We start from the raw sequence: 16,434 nt of genomic DNA on the forward strand, positions 1-16,434 counted from the left end.
ACCGTGACGCGGGTGACCGAACTCTCTCTGACTGATCTGGCGGCCGGAACGGTCGTCAAGCCCGGCGACGCCGAATGGGACGCCGCCCGTTCCTTCCACTCCGGTGTGGGAGAGCCGACCATCATCGTGCGCCCGTCGAGCGTCGACGACGTTCGCGCGGCGGTGCGCTACGCCGCGTCCGAGCGCCTCGACGTCATGGTCCGCGGCGGAGGCCACAGCGCGTGGGGCGCCGTCCCCGGCGGGGTCACGCTCGACCTCGACGCGCTCGACGACATCCGCGTCGACGGCGCACTCGTGCATGTGGGCGGCGGCGCCACGTGGGGCGCCGTGGCGGCGGCGCTCGCCGAACACGGGCTGGCCGTGAGCTCCGGCGATACGGCGTCGGTCGGCGTCGGCGGTCTCACCCTCGGCGGCGGGATCGGCTGGATGGTGCGCGCCTGGGGATTGGCGGCCGACCAGCTCGTCGGCGCCCAGGTCGTCACGGCGAGCGGCGACGTGCTCGAGGCGAACGACGCGTCGCACTCCGATCTCCTGTGGGCGCTGCGCGGCGGCGGCGGCAACTTCGGCGTCGTCACGAGATTCGACTTCCGGGCCCACCCGCTGACCTCCGTCGTGTTCGCCACGCTCGGCGTCGCGGGTGATGCACGACCCGTGCTCCGCGCCCTGCGCGACACGATGATCGGCGCGCCGCGCGAGCTCACGGTCACCTACATGGACGTGCCCGCGATGGACCCGAGCGCTCCCGCAGGAGCGACGATCACGGCGTGCTGGATCGGCGACGACGAAGACGCGGCGCGCGCCGCCCTGGCACCGCTCGTCGCTCTCGACGGCGTGACCGAGACCGAGCTCGGCGTGCGCGGCTACCCCGACATCCTCATGGACATGCCGGCAGCCGACCCCGATCAGGCGATGCCGGGCTTCGTCGGCGGCAACACGCTGCTCGAGGTCCTGACCGACGACGCCATCGACCGGCTCGCGGCATTCCGAGAGGCGAACTCCGCATCCGTGCTGTTCCTGCGCTCGCTCGGCGGCGCGTTCGGCGACGTCGCGCAGGACGCGACGCCGTTCCCCGCCCGCAGCGCGACGTGGTTCGCGATGGCCGGCGCCTTCGACATCCCCGGACTCGTCGACGACGGCAATCGTCCGCTCATCCAGGCCGAGTGGGACGCGATCGAGGCCCTGGGTGAGGCACTGTACGGCAACTTCACGACCTCGACCGATCCAGGACTCGTCTCACGGATCTACTCGCCCGAGGCGATCGCGCGACTCGCCGAGATCAAGCTCCGTCTCGACCCGCAGAACCTCTTCTGCCGCAATCACAACGTCACGCCGGCCTGACCGGTGCACGAGAGGGGCCCTCGCCGATGACGGCGAGGGCCCCTCTCACGACACGGTCAGTGGGTGTCTTCGGCTTCGATCTCGGTGCGGTCGCCCGACCACAGCGTGTGGAACGTGCCCGGCTTGTCGATGCGCTGATAGGTGTGCGCTCCGAAGAAGTCGCGCTGACCCTGGACGAGCGCTGCCGGCAGTCGCTCGGCGCGCAGGCCGTCGTAGTAGGCGAGCGACGAGGAGAACGCGGGCGCCGGGATGCCGGCGGCCGCCGCGGTCGCGACGATCCGGCGCCACGCGGACTGCGCCCGGCCGAGCGCCTCGACGAAGTAGGGCGCCGTGAGCAGCACGGGCAGGTCGGGGGTGTCGCCGTAGGCGTCGGCGATGCGGTTGAGGAACTGGGCGCGGATGATGCAGCCGCCGCGCCAGATCTTCGAGACCGCCCCGAGGTCGATCGACCAGTCGTACTCGGCCGCGCCGGCGCGGATCTCGTCGAAGCCCTGCGAGTACGCCACGATCTTCGAGGCGTACAGCGCGAGGCGCACCTCCTCGATGAAGGCGTCGGCGTCCTCGACGGAGAGGCCCTCGGCGGGGCCGGGAAGGTCGCCCGACACAGCACGCTGCTCAGGGTGGCTCGACAGCGACCGCGCGAAGACCGCTTCGGCGATGCCCGACACCGGCACTCCGAGGTTCAGGGCCGTCTGCACCGTCCAGGCTCCGGTGCCCTTGGCGCCGGCCTGGTCGAGAATGACGTCCACCAGCGGCTTGCCGGTCTCGGCATCCACCTGACGCAGCACTTCCGCCGTGATCTCGATGAGGTACGACTCGAGCTCGCCGCGGTTCCACTCGGCGAACACGTCGGCGATCTCGGCGGGGGACTTGCCCGTTCCGCGGCGGATCAGGTCATACGCCTCGGCGATGAGCTGCATGTCGGCGTACTCGATGCCGTTGTGCACCATCTTCACGAAGTGGCCGGCGCCGTCGTGGCCGATGTGCGTGACGCAGGGCTCGCCCTCGGCGACGGCGGCGATCGACTTCAGGATCGGCCCGAGCGTGACCCACGACTCGTCCGAGCCGCCCGGCATGATCGACGGGCCATTGAGGGCACCCTCCTCGCCGCCGGAGATGCCGGCGCCGACGAAGTTGATCCCGGTCTCGCGGACGGCCTTCTCGCGGCGGATCGTGTCGGTGAACAGCGCGTTGCCGCCGTCCACGATGATGTCGCCCGGCTCGAACGCGTCGACGAGGGCATTGATGACGGCATCCGTGCCGCCGCCGGCCTTCACCATGATGATCGCGGTGCGGGGCTTCTGCAGGGACGCGGCGAACTCGTCGTACGAGTAGGCCGGGACGAAGCCCGCCTCCGGATGGTCGGCGAGCAGCGTGTCGGTCTTCTCGTGACTCCGGTTGTAGATCGCCACGGTGTTGCCCTCGCGGCTGGCGAGGTTGCGAGCCAGATTGGACCCCATGACCGCGAGGCCGACGACGCCGATGTTGGCAGTCGGCGCAACCGCGGCATCCGGGCCGGTGGGCTCGGGGGCCGGGCGCGAGACCTCCTCGGGGCGGGGCGCCCCCTCGTGCTCGCGCGTCGCGCCGGGCTGGTCGTCGCGATCGGTCGAGATGTTCGTCTGCGCCGCGGGATCGTTCGAAGACACACGCACTCCTGAGGTTCGAGAGGGGGAGGGTTCCAGCCTAGAGTCTGGCCTGCCCGTGTTACGCGGGGTTGGCGTGATCCTCACCGCACCGGGCGGCCCATTGTGCGGCCGCCGCGGGTCAGTCCTTGCGGTAGCTCGCGCGTCCCATCGACCAGAGCGCACCGGCGGTGAGGAGAGCACCGAGAGCAGTCATCCCGCCGATCAGCCAGAGCAGCGCGTGAGACAGAAAGCCGTAATCCATCGGGGTCCTCCGTAGGCGAATCGGGTGCGTCCTTCATCGTAGCGGGGCGGCTGGTAGACTCGATCCTTGAACTTCGGCGAGGGATGCCTCGCGCCCGCCTGATCGGCGGGATGCGGCATCCGTGATCGACGCGGTGGAGTGGGCTCACAGCTCTCCTCACGCGTGTGCGTTCGAGTCGAGACAACCCCCTAATACCTGGGCCCGCCGCCTGAGCGGACCCGCGATCAGAACGGGCTCACGCCCGCGAGGAGAAACCATGTCGACCGAGACCGACACCAAGGTCCACGCCGAAGTCCGCGAGAACTTCGGCAAGGGCTTCGCCCGCCGCCTGCGCGCCGCCGGCAAGATCCCCGCCGTCATCTACGGTCACGGCACCGACCCGCTGCACGTCGCCCTTCCCGGCCACCAGATGGCCCTGCTGATCCGCCGTGCCAACGTCGTGCTCGAGCTCGACGTCAACGGCAAGGAGCAGCTCACCCTGGTCAAGGACGTCCAGAAGGACCCCGTGCACCAGATCATCGAGCACATCGACCTCCTCGTCGTCCGCAAGGGCGAGAAGGTCCAGGTCGACGTGCCGATCACGGTCTCGGGCGAGCCGGCCCCCGGCACCATCGCCGCGCAGGACGCCAACACGGTCCTGCTCGAGGTCGAGGCCACCCACATCCCCGAGCGCATCGAGCTCGACGTCGAGGGCCTCGAGGAGGGCACGCACATCACCGCTGCCGACCTCACGCTGCCCAAGGGCGCGTCGCTCGCCGTCGACCCCGAGACGCTGATCATCGCGATCTCCGTCCCGTCGTCGACGCTGGCCGCGGAGGACGAGATCGCCGCAGCCGACGCCGAGGTCGCCGCAGAGCAGGCCGAGGAGTCCGAGGGCGCCAAGGAGGCCGAGTCCGAGTAAGGACTCGCCGCAGCATCCGTCGAAGCCCGTCCCCGATAATCGAGGGGGCGGGCTTCGCCGTCGGAAGGGCAGAGACATGGCAGACGCGTGGCTGATCGTGGGACTGGGCAATCCGGGACCTCGGTACGAGCTCACCCGGCACAACGTGGGGCAGCTGGTCCTCGACGAGCTCGCCGCGCGACGCGGGGAGTCCTTCCGCGCGCACAAGGCGAACGCCCGCGTCGCCGAGACCTGGCTGCGTCCCGGCGGAGCCAAGCTCATCCTCGCGAAGCCGAACACCTTCATGAACGTCTCGGGTGGTCCCGTCGCAGGACTCGCCAAGTTCTACGGGGTCGAGCCCGCGCACGTCGTCGTGGTGCATGACGAGCTGGACATCCCGTTCGACAGCATCAAGCTCAAGCTAGGCGGCGGGCACGGCGGGCACAACGGCGTCCGCGACGTCGCGAAGGCACTCGACTCGGGTGACTTCGCGCGGGTGCGCGTCGGCATCGGACGCCCGCCCGGTCGCCAGGATCCCGCCGACTGGGTGCTCGACCCGTTCGGCGCCACGGAGCGCAAGAACCTGCCCATCCTGCTGGGCGATGCCGCCGACGCAGTCGAGCAGCTCGTCGACGAGGGACTGCTGGCCGCTCAGCAGAAGCATCACGCGCCGCGTTCCTGACGCGGCGCGCGCGGGTCAGCCGCCGACGCCCGAGCCGGCGTCGAGACCGAGCGTGAGGAAGCCCTGCAGCACCACGAAGAACACGATCGGACCCAGCGCCGCGACGACGATCGCGGCGACCGCCCACGGCCGGCCGCGACCCTTCACGAGCGCGATGATGCCCTGCACGAGGGCCCACACCCCGAGCGCCGTGCCCAGCCAGAACGACACCTCGGCGAGCAGCACCTGGTTCCGCACGGGCGCGAGCACCGCCCAGTCGAAGTCGCCGGTGAACGGGCGCATCGCGATCTCGCGCCCGGCGCCGAGACCGATGGCGAACGCGGCGATAGCGCCGCCGAGTGCTGCGCCCACGGTCGCGACCGCCGCGAGCACGAACGCGACGACGCCGAGCCCGCGTCCCGCCGCTCCGGACGCGGCCGGCTGCCCGCCGTAGCCCGCGGGCAGCGCGTACCCGGCGGGCGGGGCGTAGGCGCCGGGCGCTGCAGGCGCCATCCCCGCCGGGTGTCCGGCAGGCGGTGCGGGCGACGGGGGAGCACCGAACGGGGGAGCGGACGGCGCCGCCCACGCGGTTGGCGCCGCGGGTGCGACGGGCGGGGCCGGCTCGGGTGTCGGCGGGTTCGTCTGCTTGGCGGGGTCGCTCACCGGCTCATCCTATGAGGTGCGCGGGCCGCGGCATCCGCCCCACCACACGGGTCCGGGTGTCGGCTGCCGCGCGTAGACTCATCCGGTGACAGTTCCCGGGATCGTGCGCGCCCTCGAACAGGCAGAGTCGTTTCAGGATGCTGTCGCCGCAGCATCCGTCGATGCCGACTTCTCGCTGGTCGAAGGCCTCGACGCGCCGCTGCTCTCCGCCCTCATCGAGCGCCGCCGCGCAGCCGGCAAGCCGCCCGTCATCCTGCTGATCACTCCGACCGGCCGCCGGTCCGAGTCGATCGGCCCCGCGCTGGGGGCCCTGATGCCCGGCGCCGAGGTGATGCACTTCCCGGCGTGGGAGACGCTGCCCCACGAGCGCCTGAGCCCGAGCGCCGAGATCGTCGGCAGCCGGCTCGACGTGCTCGGGCGCATCGCCCGCTGGAACGGCGAGACGCCGCTGATCGTGACGGCGTCGGTCCGCGGCGCGATCCAGCCGCTGGCGGCCGGTCTCACCGACGTGCCGCCGATCGACCTGGTCGTCGGCGGACGCGGGCACGATCTGAGCGCCGTCTCGCTCCGCCTCGTCGAGCTGGCCTACCACCGGGTCGACATGGTCTCGCGCCGCGGCGAGTTCGCGGTGCGCGGCGGCATCCTCGATGTCTTCCCGCCCACGGCGGCGCATCCGTACCGGGTGGAGTTCTTCGGCGACGAGGTCGACCAGATCCGCGCATTCTCGGTCGCCGACCAGCGATCGCTGCCGGGCGAGATCCCCGAGGTCTCGCTGATCGCGAGCCGTGAGCTGCTGCTGACCGACGCCGTGCGCGCCCGCGCCCGGCAGCTGAAGGACGAGTTCCCCGGGCTCGCCGGCATGCTCGAGAAGATGTCGGAGGGCATCCCCGCCGAGGGCATGGAGTCGCTGCTCCCGGCCGTCGTCGACCGGCTCGTCACCGTCGCCGACTACCTCCCCGAGGGCGCTGCCGTGGCGCTCGTCGACCCGGAACGCGCCGTGACGCGCGCGATCACGCTGGGCGACACGAACCGCGAGTTCCTCGAGGCCGCGTGGAGCGCCGCGACCGCCGGGGCGCAGACGCCCATCGACCTCGGTGCGGGCGACTTCCTCACGCTCCCGGCGCTGCGCGAGGCCGCGCGCGCGCGGGGCGACGTGTGGTGGACCCTGAGCGCGTTCGATTCAGGAGAAGCGGATGCCTCGGCCGAGGGCCTGCTCGACATCGACGCCGCCCTGGAGGCGGCTGCGGTCGTGCGGGTCGCGGGCGACCCGGTGCCCTCCTTCCAGGGCAACGTCGACGGAGCGACGGCGCACGTCGGCGCGCTCCTCGCGGACGGCTGGCGCGTGGTGGTCGCGGCATCCGGCACCGGCCTCGTCGAGCGCGCGCGCGACGTCCTCGCCGAGCGCGGCATCGCGGCGCGCCGCGTCGACGAGGTGCTGGCCGCGCCCGAGCCGGGCGTCGCCCATCTCGTGGTGTCGGTCCTCGAACGCGGCTTCCAGGTGCCCGACGCCAAGATCGCCGTGCTCACCGAGACCGAGTTCTACGGACGCACGATCGGCGGCGATCAGCGCGTCGTGAAGAAGCTCGCGTCGCGGCGCAAGAACGTCGTCGACCCGCTTCAGCTGAAGCCGGGCGACTACGTGGTCCACGTGACCCACGGCATCGGCAAGTTCGTCGAGCTCACCCAGCGGGAGGTGTCCAGCGGAGGACGCAATCCGGTCAAGAGCGTGCGCGAGTATCTCGTGCTCGAGTACGCGCCGTCCAAGCGGGGCTATCCGGGCGACAAGCTGTTCGTCCCCACCGACCAGCTCGACCTGCTGTCGCGGTACGTCGGCGGCGAGGCGCCGAGCCTGTCCAAGATGGGCGGCAGCGACTGGGCGGCGGCGAAGGGCCGCGCGCGCAGGGCCGTGCGCGACATCGCCGTCGAGCTGGTCAAGCTCTACTCCGCCCGCATGGCGGCCAAGGGCCACGCCTTCGGGCCTGACACCCCGTGGCAGCGCGAACTCGAGGAGGCGTTCCCGTTCGCCGAGACGCCCGATCAGCTGCAGACGATCGACGAGATCAAGGCCGACATGGAGAAGCCGATCCCGATGGACCGCCTGCTGTCGGGCGACGTCGGCTTCGGCAAGACCGAGGTCGCCGTCCGCGCCGCGTTCAAGGCGATCCAGGACGGCAAGCAGGTCGCGATGCTCGTGCCGACCACGCTGCTCGTGAAGCAGCACTTCGAGACGTTCACCGAGCGCTTCGCCGGCTTCCCGGTCAAGGTGAAGGCGCTCTCGCGCTTCCAGACCGACAAGCAGGCGCGTGAGGTCGTCGACGGGCTCGCCGACGGAACGGTCGATCTGGTCATCGGCACGCACCGCATCCTGACCGAGAAGGTGCACTTCAAAGACCTGGGTCTCATGATCATCGACGAGGAGCAGCGCTTCGGCGTCGAGCACAAGGATCAGCTGAAGAAGCTCAAGACCAACGTCGACATCCTCGCGATGAGCGCCACCCCGATCCCGCGCACGCTCGAGATGGCCGTCACCGGCATCCGCGAGATGTCGACCCTTCAGACGCCGCCCGAAGACCGGCATCCGATCCTGTCCTATGTCGGCGCGCGCAACGACAAGCAGATCGCCGCGGCGATCCGTCGCGAGCTGCTGCGCGAGGGACAGGTGTTCTTCGTCCACAACCGCGTGCAGTCCATCCAGCGCGTCGCCGCCGAGCTCGCCGAACTGGTGCCCGAGGCGCGCATCGCCGTCGCGCACGGCCAGATGGGGGAGCACGCGCTGGAGGAGGTCGTCGACGCCTTCTGGGAGCGGCGGTTCGACGTGCTCGTCTGCACGACGATCGTCGAGACCGGCCTCGACATCTCCAATGCCAACACGATCATCATCGACCGGGCCGACAAGTACGGCCTCTCGCAGCTCCACCAGCTGCGCGGGCGCGTGGGCCGGGCGAGGGAGCGCGCGTACGCCTACTTCCTCTACGACGAGCTCAAGCCGCTGTCCGAGACCGCGGCCGACCGGCTCGAGACGATCGCCGTGAACAACGACCTCGGCAGCGGCATGCAGGTGGCGCTGAAAGACCTCGAGCTGCGCGGCGCGGGCAACCTGCTGGGCGCCGAGCAGGCCGGCCACATCGCCGGCGTCGGCTTCGACCTCTACCTCCGCATGATCGGAGAGGCGGTCTCGGCGTTCCGCGGCGACGACGTCGAGGGTCCTGCCGAGCTGCGCCTCGAGCTGCCCGTGCAGGCGCGCATCCCCGAGTCGTACATCGACAGCGAGCGACTGCGCCTCGAGGCGTACCAGAAGCTCTCGGCCGCGGCATCCCTCACCGCGAAGGACGACGCGATCGACCTCGTCGTGGAGGAGCTCACCGACCGGTACGGCGAGCCGCCCGCCGACGTCGAGGGTCTCCTCGCGGTCGCGCGCCTGCGCCGCCGCGCCGCCCAGGCGGGGCTCACCGACGTCGTCGCGATGGGTCCCAACCTGCGGGTCGCCCCGGCGAACCTGCCCGACTCGATGCGCGTGCGGCTGCAGCGGCTGCACCCGAAGGCGAAGCTGCTGCAGGGCGGCGAGGCGCTCGTGGTGCCGCTGCCGACCGCCGAAGGGGAGCGCGTCGCCGACGGCGACCTCATCGCATGGGTCGGCCAGCTCCTCGAACAGCTCTGGCCGGCGCCGAAGGTCGAGACCTCCGAGGCGTCCACCGCGTCGACGGCATCCTGAGCCGGCGGGCCGTGCCGGCTGGGCCGGCCCGGCGGGCGGTTCGCGTCAGATGACGCCCTGCGCGAGCATCGCGTGCGCCACGCGCTCGAAGCCGGCGGCGTTGGCGCCCACGACGTAGTCGCCCGGGTGGTCGTAGCGCTCCGCCGCGGCGAAGGCCGCGTCGTGCACGTCGGACATGATCGCCCGGAGCCGCTCCTCGCTGTGCGAGAAGCTCCAGCGCTGGCGGGCGGCGTTCTGGCTCATCTCGAGCGCAGACGTGGCGACTCCGCCCGCGTTGGCCGCCTTGCCGGGACCGAACAGCACGCCCGACGAGCGGAAGGCCGCGACGGCCCCCGGCGTCGAGGGCATGTTGGCACCCTCGGCGACCGCGCGCACGCCGTTGCCGATCAGCGCCGCCGAGTCCAGCTCGTCCAGCTCGTTCTGGGTGGCGGAGGGCAGGGCCACATCCATCGGGACCTCCCACGGGCGCGCGCCCTCGACGAAGCGGGCGCCCGGGCGCCGTGCCGCGTACTCGGCGATGCGGCCGCGCTCGATCTCCTTCACCTGGCGCAGCAGGCCGACGTCGATGCCGGCGTCGTCGACGACGTATCCCGACGAGTCCGACGCCGTGACGGGGATCCCGCCGAGCTGATGGATCTTGTCGATGGCGTAGATCGCGACGTTGCCCGACCCTGAGACGCCCACCCGGCGGCCCGCCAGCTGCTCGCCGTGGACCGCCAGCATGTTCTGCACGAAGAAGACGGCTCCGTAGCCGGTCGCCTCGGTGCGCACCTCGGCGCCGCCCCACTGCACGCCCTTGCCGGTGAACATTCCGGACTCGTGGCGGTTGGTGATCTTGCGGTACTGGCCGAACAGGTAGCCGATCTCACGGGCGCCGACGCCGATGTCGCCTGCGGGCACGTCGGTGTGCTCGCCGAGGTGGCGGTACAGCTCGCTCATGAACGACTGGCAGAACCGCATGATCTCGGCGTCGGAGCGGCCGTGCGGATCGAAGTCGCTGCCGCCCTTGGCCCCGCCGATGCCCTGACCGGTGAGCGCGTTCTTGAAGATCTGCTCGAACCCGAGGAACTTGATGATCGACAGGTTCACGGTCGGGTGGAAGCGCAGTCCGCCCTTGTACGGCCCCAGGACCGACGAGAACTGCACGCGGAAGCCGCGATTGACCTGGAGGCGGCCGGCGTCGTCGACCCACGGCACGCGGAACATGATCTGGCGCTCCGGCTCGACCAGACGCTCCACGATGCCGCCGGAGACGAACTCGGGATGCTGCTCGAGCACCGGCACGATCGAGTCGAGCACCTCGTGCACGGCCTGCTGGAACTCGGGTTCGTGAGGGTTGCGGGCCTGCACGGTGTCGAAGACGGGGCGGACGGCGGACGGCAGGGCGACGAGCGTATCGGTCACGGGGGTGGAGCTTTCTTGCGGGACTGATCAGAGGTCCCGTCGACCTGGGCCGAGTCCGCGGGTGGGCGGGCATCCGATCGAGCCGCGCGGTGACACGGAACGCCGGGGCGGGCGCGCGATGGCGCCGAAGACGGGCTGTCCCAGCCTAAGCCCGTGTTGGCACTCGGGCTCTGCGTGTGACGTCCGGCCGCACTACGCTGGCAACGACCGAGGAGGGTCCATGCGGTTCGAGCACCTCGGGGCGCAGCCCCGCATCCATCCCGACGCCGTCATCGCCGCGACGGCGGTGATCAGTGGGGACGTCGTGATCGGCGCCGACTGCCAGGTGCTGCACGGGGCCGTCATCACCGCCGAGGGCGGTGCGATCACGCTCGGCGAGAACGTCATCGTCATGGAGAACGCCCTCATCCGTGCGACGTCGACGAACCCGGTGCACATCGGCGACCACGTCCTGGTGGGGCCGATGGCGAGCGTGTCGGGCGCGACGATCGCCGACGAGGTCTTCCTCGCCACCGGCACGCGGGTCTTCAACGGCGCGCGCATCGGCGAGCGCAGCGAGGTGCGCATCAACGCCGTGGTGCACCTGCGCACGACCCTGCCTCCGGAGTCGGTGGTGCCGATCGGGTGGGTCGCCGTCGGCGATCCGGTGCAGATCCTCCCGCCCGACCAGCACGAGCAGATCTGGGCGGCCCAGCGAGAGCTGGATTTCCCCGGCTACGTTTTCGGGCTCGACCGCGAGACGCCCGATCTGATGGTGCAGCTCACCGAGCGCTACGGGCGCAGCCTCGCGCGCCACGTCGACGACCGCCGGCTCGACTGACCGCGCGCCGGCATCGCAGATCCGGGATGCCGCGGCCGCGGCATCCCTCGCGCACCGCTGTTCAGTCCCAGACGAGGCGGCAGTCGCGGCACTCGAACTCGAGGCGCTCGACCCAGCCGTCATCGAGGTCGTCGCGTCGATCGAGCTCGACGCGGAACCACCGCGGCTCGCTCGCTCGCACATCGAGCGACCCGCAGTCGGGGCAGACTTCGGCGACGACGATCCGTGCCATGCGGCCACGGTAACCCCGCGACCACGGATGCCCGGAAACGACGCGCGTGTCAGCCGGTGTTCTGCAGGCCCGCCGCGACGCCGCTCACGGAGAGCAGCAGCAGACGCTGCTGCTCGGGATCGACCGGTGCCCCCTCGGGAGCGTCGCGCAGCGCCCGGAGCGCACGCAGCTGCAGGAGCGACAGCGCGTCGACGTAGGGGCTGCGCATCTTGACGGCCCGCTGCAGCACCGGCTTGTTGCCGAGCAGCTCGGTGCCCCCGGTCACGCGCACGACCCACGACCGGGTGAGCGCCATCTCGTCGCGCACGAGGGCCGCGAGGTCGTCGCGGTCGCCGAGCTCGAGGTAGTGGCGCGCGATGCGGTCGTCGGCCTTGGCCAGGCTCATCGCGACGTTGTCGACCAGCGTGCGCAGGAGCGGCCACTCGTCGTAGGCCCGCTGCAGCAGCGGCTCGTCGCCGACGGCCTCGAGAGCGGTGCCGAGGCCGAACCAGCCCGCCAGGTTGATACGCGCCTGCGTCCATGCGAACACCCAGGGAATCGCCCGCAGGTCCTCGAGCGACTCCACCGACAGCCCGCGGCGCGCGGGGCGCGACCCGAGTGCGAGCAGCCCGACCTCCTCCATCGGCGTCACCCGCGCGAACCACGGGGCGAATCCGGGGGCCTTCACCAGCGAGAAGAACCGTTCGCGGGATGCCTCGTCCATCGTCGCCGCGACCGAGGCGTAGCGCTCGGCCGCCGCACGGTTGCGGTCTTCGTTCGACGGCGAGGAGGCGAGCAGGATGGCGGCGGCCACCTGGTCGATGTGCCGCATCGCGATGGCGGGATCGCCGTACCGGGCGAAGATCACCTCGCCCTGCTCGGTCAGCTTGAACCTGCCGTCCACCGAGTGCGGCGGCTGGGCGAGGATGGCCGAGTTCGCCGGACCGCCGCCGCGGCCGAGCGCGCCGCCGCGCCCGTGGAAGAGCGTGAGCTCGATGGCCTGCTCCTGGGCCCAGGCGGCGATCGCCGCCTGCGCCTCGTAGAGGGCGAGGTTCGCCGCGACGGGTCCGACGTCCTTCGACGAGTCGGAGTAGCCGAGCATGACCTCGAGCCGGCGACCGGTCGCCTCGAGGCGCTCGGCGAACTCGGGGTGCTGCACGATCTCGGCGAGGATCCGCGGTGCGGCCTGCAGATCGGCGAACGTCTCGAACAGCGGGACGACGTCGAGCACGGGCACGTCGCCGTCGGGCCCGACCGCGTACCGCGCGAGACGGTGGACCGCGGCCAGGTCGTCGGCGGACTGCGTGAACGACACGATGTAGCGCCCGGCGGCGCGCGGGCCGTAGCGCTCCTGCAGGAAGGCGATCGAGCGGAAGACGTCGAGCACCTCCTCGGTCTGCCCGGAGAGCGGACCGCCGGCGTCGAGCTCGGCGAGCACTTTGGCGTGCACCGCGGAGTGCTGGCGCACCTCGAGCTCGGTGAGGTGGAAGCCGTACGTCTCGACCTGCCACAGCAGCTGCTGGAGGTGTCCGTACGCCTGCCGGGCCGCCCCGGCCTGCACGAGCGAGTCCTGCACGACGCGGAGGTCGGCGAGGAAGTGCTCGGGGTCGCGGTACGCGAGGTCGGCGTTGCGCTCGCGGGTGGCGGTCAGCTTGCGCGCGAGGAGGAGCAGGATGCGGCGATGCGGCTCGTTGGGCGAGCGCTTGGCGATCTCGAGGGCCCCTTCGTCGGCGGCCGAGAGCCGCTGCCACAGCGCGACCAGCGCGGCGCTCGGCGGTGTGGTGGTCGCGTCGAGGGTGAGCGTTCGCCCGATCCTGCTCGTGGCACGCTCCAGCCCGAGCAGCACGTGCTCGCTGGCGATCTTCGCCGCCGTGCGGGTGACCGAAGCCGTGACGAACGGGTTGCCGTCGCGGTCGCCGCCCACCCACGAGCCGACCCGCACGAACGGGCGCACGACGGGCGCCCGGCCGCCGGCCGCAGGGCCCTGCAGCGCATCGTCGACGCGACGGTAGACATGCGGCACGGCAGTGAAGAGCGTCTCGTCGAACACGGCCATGACGGCCCGCACCTCATCGGTCGGAGACGGCTTCTCAGGCCGGAGCGGCGCGGTGCGCCACAGGGTGTCGACCTCTTCGAGCATGCGCCGCTCGGCGCGCCGCTGGTCGGCGCCGTTGCGCAGCGAGGCGTCGTGCTCCTCGAGGAGGGTGGCCAGCCGCCGGATGCTCGACGACACCGCGCGACGGCGTGCCTCGGTCGGGTGCGCCGTGAAGACGGGGTGGAATCGCAGCGACTGCAGACGGGCGAGCGCGGTGTCGTCGCCGACTTCGGCGGCCAGGCGCACGAAGGCCGCAGCCACGGAGTCTGTGGCGCGCTCGCGGTCGGGACGCCCGTCGCGCTCGCGGAGGATGCGCACGCGCTGGTGCTCCTCGGCAAGGTTGACGAGGTGGAAGTAGGCAGTGAAGGCCCGGGCGACCTCATCGGCGCGGTCGACGGTGAACGAGTCGGCGATCGCGGCCGCGCGGGCGAAGGCCTCGGGCGTCTCGTCGGTGTATGCCTGGATCGTCGCGGTGCGCAGGCGCTCGACGTCCTCGTAGAGGCCGGGCGAGCCGCTCTCTCGCAGCACCTGGCCGAGGAGCGAGCCGAGCATGCGCACATCCGCGCGCATCTGCTCGGGGATCTCCTGCTCGGCCTCGAAGCGCCCGACGAGGTCGATCGCTTCGGTCTGGGTGAGTTCACGCATCCTTCCACGCTACTGGCGCGCAGCCGACTCGCCGTTCCGGGGTGCGCTGTGTGACGAACGGGGGCCGACGACCCGTCGCTAGACTGGGCCACTGGTGTGCCGGGAAGTCTGGTCGGCGAGGCGCCGCCGCGCCGAACTGCAGCCTCGACGAAAGGACCCGCGTGTCCCTGCTCCGCTCCGCCCGTTTCCCGGCGATCGTCCTGCTGGGAGCGGCGATTCTCGCCCTCGTGCTGGCGAATTCGCCCGTAGGCCCGGCGATCGCCGACGTCAAGGACGCGTACGTCGGCATACCCGGCGTCTTCGAGATGTCGGTGGGGCACTGGGTCCAGGACGGCCTGCTCGCGATCTTCTTCTTCATCGTCGCCGTCGAGCTGCAGTACGAGCTCACCAACGGCGAGCTCAACTCCGGACGCAAGGCGATGCAGCCCGCCATCGCCGCGGCGGGCGGCGTGATCGTGCCGATCGCGGTGTTCCTGCTCTTCGCCGCCGGCTCGGACGCGTCCGACGGGTGGCCCATCCCGACCGCGACCGACATCGCCTTCGCGCTGGGCGTGCTCGCCGTCTTCGGCAAGGGGCTCCCGTCCGGCATCCGGATCTTCCTGCTCGCCCTGGCGATCCTCGACGACATCGTCGGCATCGTGTTCATCGCGGTGCTCTTCACCGACGACGTCAACATCGGGCTGCTCGCGCTCGCCGCACTGACGGTCGCGATCTTCGGCGTGCTCAGCCGTCAGCTCGACACCCGCGCCCGCGTGCCCATCGCGATCGCGCTGGTGATCCTCGCCGTCGCGACCTGGGTGCTCGTGTACCTCTCGGGCGTGCACGCGACCATCGCCGGTGTCGCGCTGGGACTCGCGATGGCGCAGCGGCCGGCGCTGCGCACGCGGCACGAACTCGAGCCGTGGGTGAACGGCATCGTGCTGCCCCTCTTCGCCTTCTCCGCCGCGTTCGTGATGATTCCGTCGGTGTCGCCGTCACAGCTGTCGCCGGCGTTCTGGGGCGTGCTCGTCGCCCTTCCGGTCGGGAAGATCATCGGCATCTCCCTCGCGGGCTGGATCTCGCTGCGCATCGGAAACCGCGGCGTCGCGCCGCATCTCTCATTCCTCGATCTCATCGCGGCGGGTGCGCTCGGCGGAATCGGGTTCACCGTCTCGCTGCTGCTGTCGGAGCTCGCGTTCTCCGACGCTCCGCTGGTGCGCGACGAGGCGACGCTCGGCGTACTGGGCGGCTCTGCGATCTCCATCGTGCTCGCGGCGATCCTGGTCGCGCAGCGCGCTCATCACTACCGCCGCACGTCGCGGGCCACGGCCGACGACGAGCTGCCGCCGCCGTCGAGCCACGAGGGACAGATCGCATGACCGCCGACGCCGCGCCCTCGGCCGATCCGCTTCGAGAGGCGGCCGAGACCATGCGCGCCGTGCGCGACCGCTGCGTCTGGACGCAGCAGATCGACCACCGCGCCCTCGTCCCGTACCTGGTCGAGGAGAGCGCAGAGCTCATCGACGCCGTCGAGGAGGACGACCGGGCCGAGCTGCGCGAGGAGCTCGGCGACCTGCTGTGGCAGGTGCTGTTCCACGCCGAGATCGCCTCCCGCGACGCCGAGGACCCGTTCGACATCGACGACGTGGCCCGCGGGCTGACCGAGAAGATGGTGCGGCGGCATCCGCATGTCTTCGGCGACGCCGTCGCCACCACGCCCGAAGAAGTGCTCGTGCACTGGAACGCCGCGAAGGCCGCGGAGAAGAGCGCGCGCACCAGTGTGCTCGACGGGGTGAGCGAGCGGATGCCGAGCCTCGCGCTCGCGCAGAAGCTGCTGTCGAAGGCGGCGCAGGTCGACTCCGTGCCGCCCATGCCCGTCGACCCGGGCGCCCCGGCGTCGGAGGCCGAGCTCGGCGACGCGCTGCTCGCGCTCGTCGCCACAGCCCGCGCGAACGGCTGGGACGCCGAGCGCGCCCTGCGCGAGCGCCTGCGCACCCTGCAGGCCGACATCCGCACCGCCGAGTCCCCCTGACCGCTCGCCCCAACCCGCCCACCCCGGCCCGCCCAAAATCGCGAGACCGCATCGGTGCACCGAGACCGCACCCCCTGCGTGCTGTTTCGGTGCACCGATGCGGTCTC

Annotated in this window: 13 protein-coding genes; 7 read left to right on the top strand and 6 right to left on the bottom strand. The window is 71.5% G+C overall.

What is annotated here, in order from left to right:
• Nucleotides 1-12 precede the first annotated feature (12 nt).
• A complete protein-coding gene (locus JX005_RS06385; protein WP_307858513.1) occupies nucleotides 13-1,338 on the top strand; it encodes an FAD-binding oxidoreductase in 1,326 nt (441 codons plus the stop codon).
• 56 nt (nucleotides 1,339-1,394) lie between these two features.
• Here the strand turns inward: JX005_RS06385 and gnd are convergent, their stop codons facing one another.
• Nucleotides 1,395-2,822: an NADP-dependent phosphogluconate dehydrogenase gene (gene gnd, locus JX005_RS06390; protein WP_307858521.1), complete on the bottom strand. Its 1,428-nt coding sequence runs from the start codon at nucleotides 2,820-2,822 to the stop codon at nucleotides 1,395-1,397.
• Between the two features lie 280 nt (nucleotides 2,823-3,102).
• Nucleotides 3,103-3,225, bottom strand: a complete 123-nt coding sequence (locus JX005_RS16250; RefSeq protein WP_281422023.1) for a hypothetical protein — start codon at nucleotides 3,223-3,225, stop codon at nucleotides 3,103-3,105.
• Between the two features lie 256 nt (nucleotides 3,226-3,481).
• Here JX005_RS16250 and JX005_RS06395 point away from each other — a divergent pair, with 256 nt between their 5' ends.
• Nucleotides 3,482-4,126 (top strand): 50S ribosomal protein L25/general stress protein Ctc, encoded by a 645-nt coding sequence (locus JX005_RS06395; RefSeq protein WP_214466573.1) that lies wholly within the window; start codon nucleotides 3,482-3,484, stop codon nucleotides 4,124-4,126.
• A gap of 76 nt (nucleotides 4,127-4,202) precedes the next feature.
• Nucleotides 4,203-4,787 carry an aminoacyl-tRNA hydrolase gene (gene pth / locus JX005_RS06400; RefSeq protein ID WP_214466574.1) on the top strand — a complete coding sequence of 195 codons (585 nt, stop codon included), beginning with the start codon at nucleotides 4,203-4,205 and terminating at the stop codon, nucleotides 4,785-4,787.
• 15 nt (nucleotides 4,788-4,802) lie between these two features.
• Here the strand turns inward: pth and JX005_RS06405 are convergent, their stop codons facing one another.
• Nucleotides 4,803-5,429 (bottom strand): hypothetical protein, encoded by a 627-nt coding sequence (locus JX005_RS06405; RefSeq protein WP_214466575.1) that lies wholly within the window; start codon nucleotides 5,427-5,429, stop codon nucleotides 4,803-4,805.
• 85 nt (nucleotides 5,430-5,514) lie between these two features.
• Here JX005_RS06405 and mfd point away from each other — a divergent pair, with 85 nt between their 5' ends.
• The gene (gene mfd, locus JX005_RS06410) at nucleotides 5,515-9,141 is read left to right on the top strand and encodes a transcription-repair coupling factor (protein WP_214466576.1); all 3,627 of its coding nucleotides are present in this window, start codon (nucleotides 5,515-5,517) and stop codon (nucleotides 9,139-9,141) included.
• A 45-nt stretch (nucleotides 9,142-9,186) separates the two neighbouring features.
• On the opposite strand, the gene gdhA is transcribed toward mfd, so the two are convergent.
• Nucleotides 9,187-10,524 carry an NADP-specific glutamate dehydrogenase gene (gene gdhA, locus JX005_RS06415; protein ID WP_214466694.1) on the bottom strand — a complete coding sequence of 446 codons (1,338 nt, stop codon included), beginning with the start codon at nucleotides 10,522-10,524 and terminating at the stop codon, nucleotides 9,187-9,189.
• Between the two features lie 241 nt (nucleotides 10,525-10,765).
• Between gdhA and JX005_RS06420 the strand changes: the two genes are divergently transcribed.
• Nucleotides 10,766-11,365 (top strand): gamma carbonic anhydrase family protein, encoded by a 600-nt coding sequence (locus tag JX005_RS06420; protein ID WP_214466577.1) that lies wholly within the window; start codon nucleotides 10,766-10,768, stop codon nucleotides 11,363-11,365.
• Nucleotides 11,366-11,426: 61 nt separating this feature from the next.
• On the opposite strand, the gene JX005_RS06425 is transcribed toward JX005_RS06420, so the two are convergent.
• Together JX005_RS06425 and JX005_RS06430 are read right to left on the bottom strand one after the other, a co-directional pair.
• Entirely contained in the window at nucleotides 11,427-11,597 is a 171-nt protein-coding gene (locus JX005_RS06425) for a hypothetical protein (protein WP_214466578.1), read from the bottom strand.
• Between the two features lie 49 nt (nucleotides 11,598-11,646).
• Nucleotides 11,647-14,316 carry a phosphoenolpyruvate carboxylase gene (locus JX005_RS06430; RefSeq protein WP_214466579.1) on the bottom strand — a complete coding sequence of 890 codons (2,670 nt, stop codon included), beginning with the start codon at nucleotides 14,314-14,316 and terminating at the stop codon, nucleotides 11,647-11,649.
• Nucleotides 14,317-14,477: 161 nt separating this feature from the next.
• On the opposite strand from JX005_RS06430, the gene JX005_RS06435 reads away from it, so the two are divergent.
• Nucleotides 14,478-15,674, top strand: a complete 1,197-nt coding sequence (locus JX005_RS06435) for a Na+/H+ antiporter NhaA (RefSeq protein WP_214466580.1) — start codon at nucleotides 14,478-14,480, stop codon at nucleotides 15,672-15,674.
• Nucleotides 15,671-16,327 carry a nucleoside triphosphate pyrophosphohydrolase gene (locus JX005_RS06440; protein ID WP_214466581.1) on the top strand — a complete coding sequence of 219 codons (657 nt, stop codon included), beginning with the start codon at nucleotides 15,671-15,673 and terminating at the stop codon, nucleotides 16,325-16,327. The genes JX005_RS06435 and JX005_RS06440 overlap by 4 nt, the downstream gene beginning before the upstream one ends.
• The last annotated feature ends 107 nt before the right edge of the window (nucleotides 16,328-16,434 follow it).

It is taken from the genome of Microbacterium flavescens (genome assembly GCF_018588945.1).
Taxonomy (GTDB): domain Bacteria; phylum Actinomycetota; class Actinomycetes; order Actinomycetales; family Microbacteriaceae; genus Microbacterium; species Microbacterium flavescens.

What these genes read in the sequence shown, in the direction of transcription:
- JX005_RS06395 (WP_214466573.1), top strand. Translation starts at nt 3,482, where the DNA reads ATGTCGACCGAGACCGACACCAAGGTCCACGCCGAAGTCCGCGAGAAC.
- JX005_RS06430 (WP_214466579.1), bottom strand. Translation starts at nt 14,316, where the DNA reads ATGCGTGAACTCACCCAGACCGAAGCGATCGACCTCGTCGGGCGCTTC.
- pth (WP_214466574.1), top strand. Translation starts at nt 4,203, where the DNA reads ATGGCAGACGCGTGGCTGATCGTGGGACTGGGCAATCCGGGACCTCGG.
- JX005_RS06420 (WP_214466577.1), top strand. Translation starts at nt 10,766, where the DNA reads ATGCGGTTCGAGCACCTCGGGGCGCAGCCCCGCATCCATCCCGACGCC.
- JX005_RS06440 (WP_214466581.1), top strand. Translation starts at nt 15,671, where the DNA reads ATGACCGCCGACGCCGCGCCCTCGGCCGATCCGCTTCGAGAGGCGGCC.
- JX005_RS06425 (WP_214466578.1), bottom strand. Translation starts at nt 11,597, where the DNA reads ATGGCACGGATCGTCGTCGCCGAAGTCTGCCCCGACTGCGGGTCGCTC.
- JX005_RS16250 (WP_281422023.1), bottom strand. Translation starts at nt 3,225, where the DNA reads ATGGATTACGGCTTTCTGTCTCACGCGCTGCTCTGGCTGATCGGCGGG.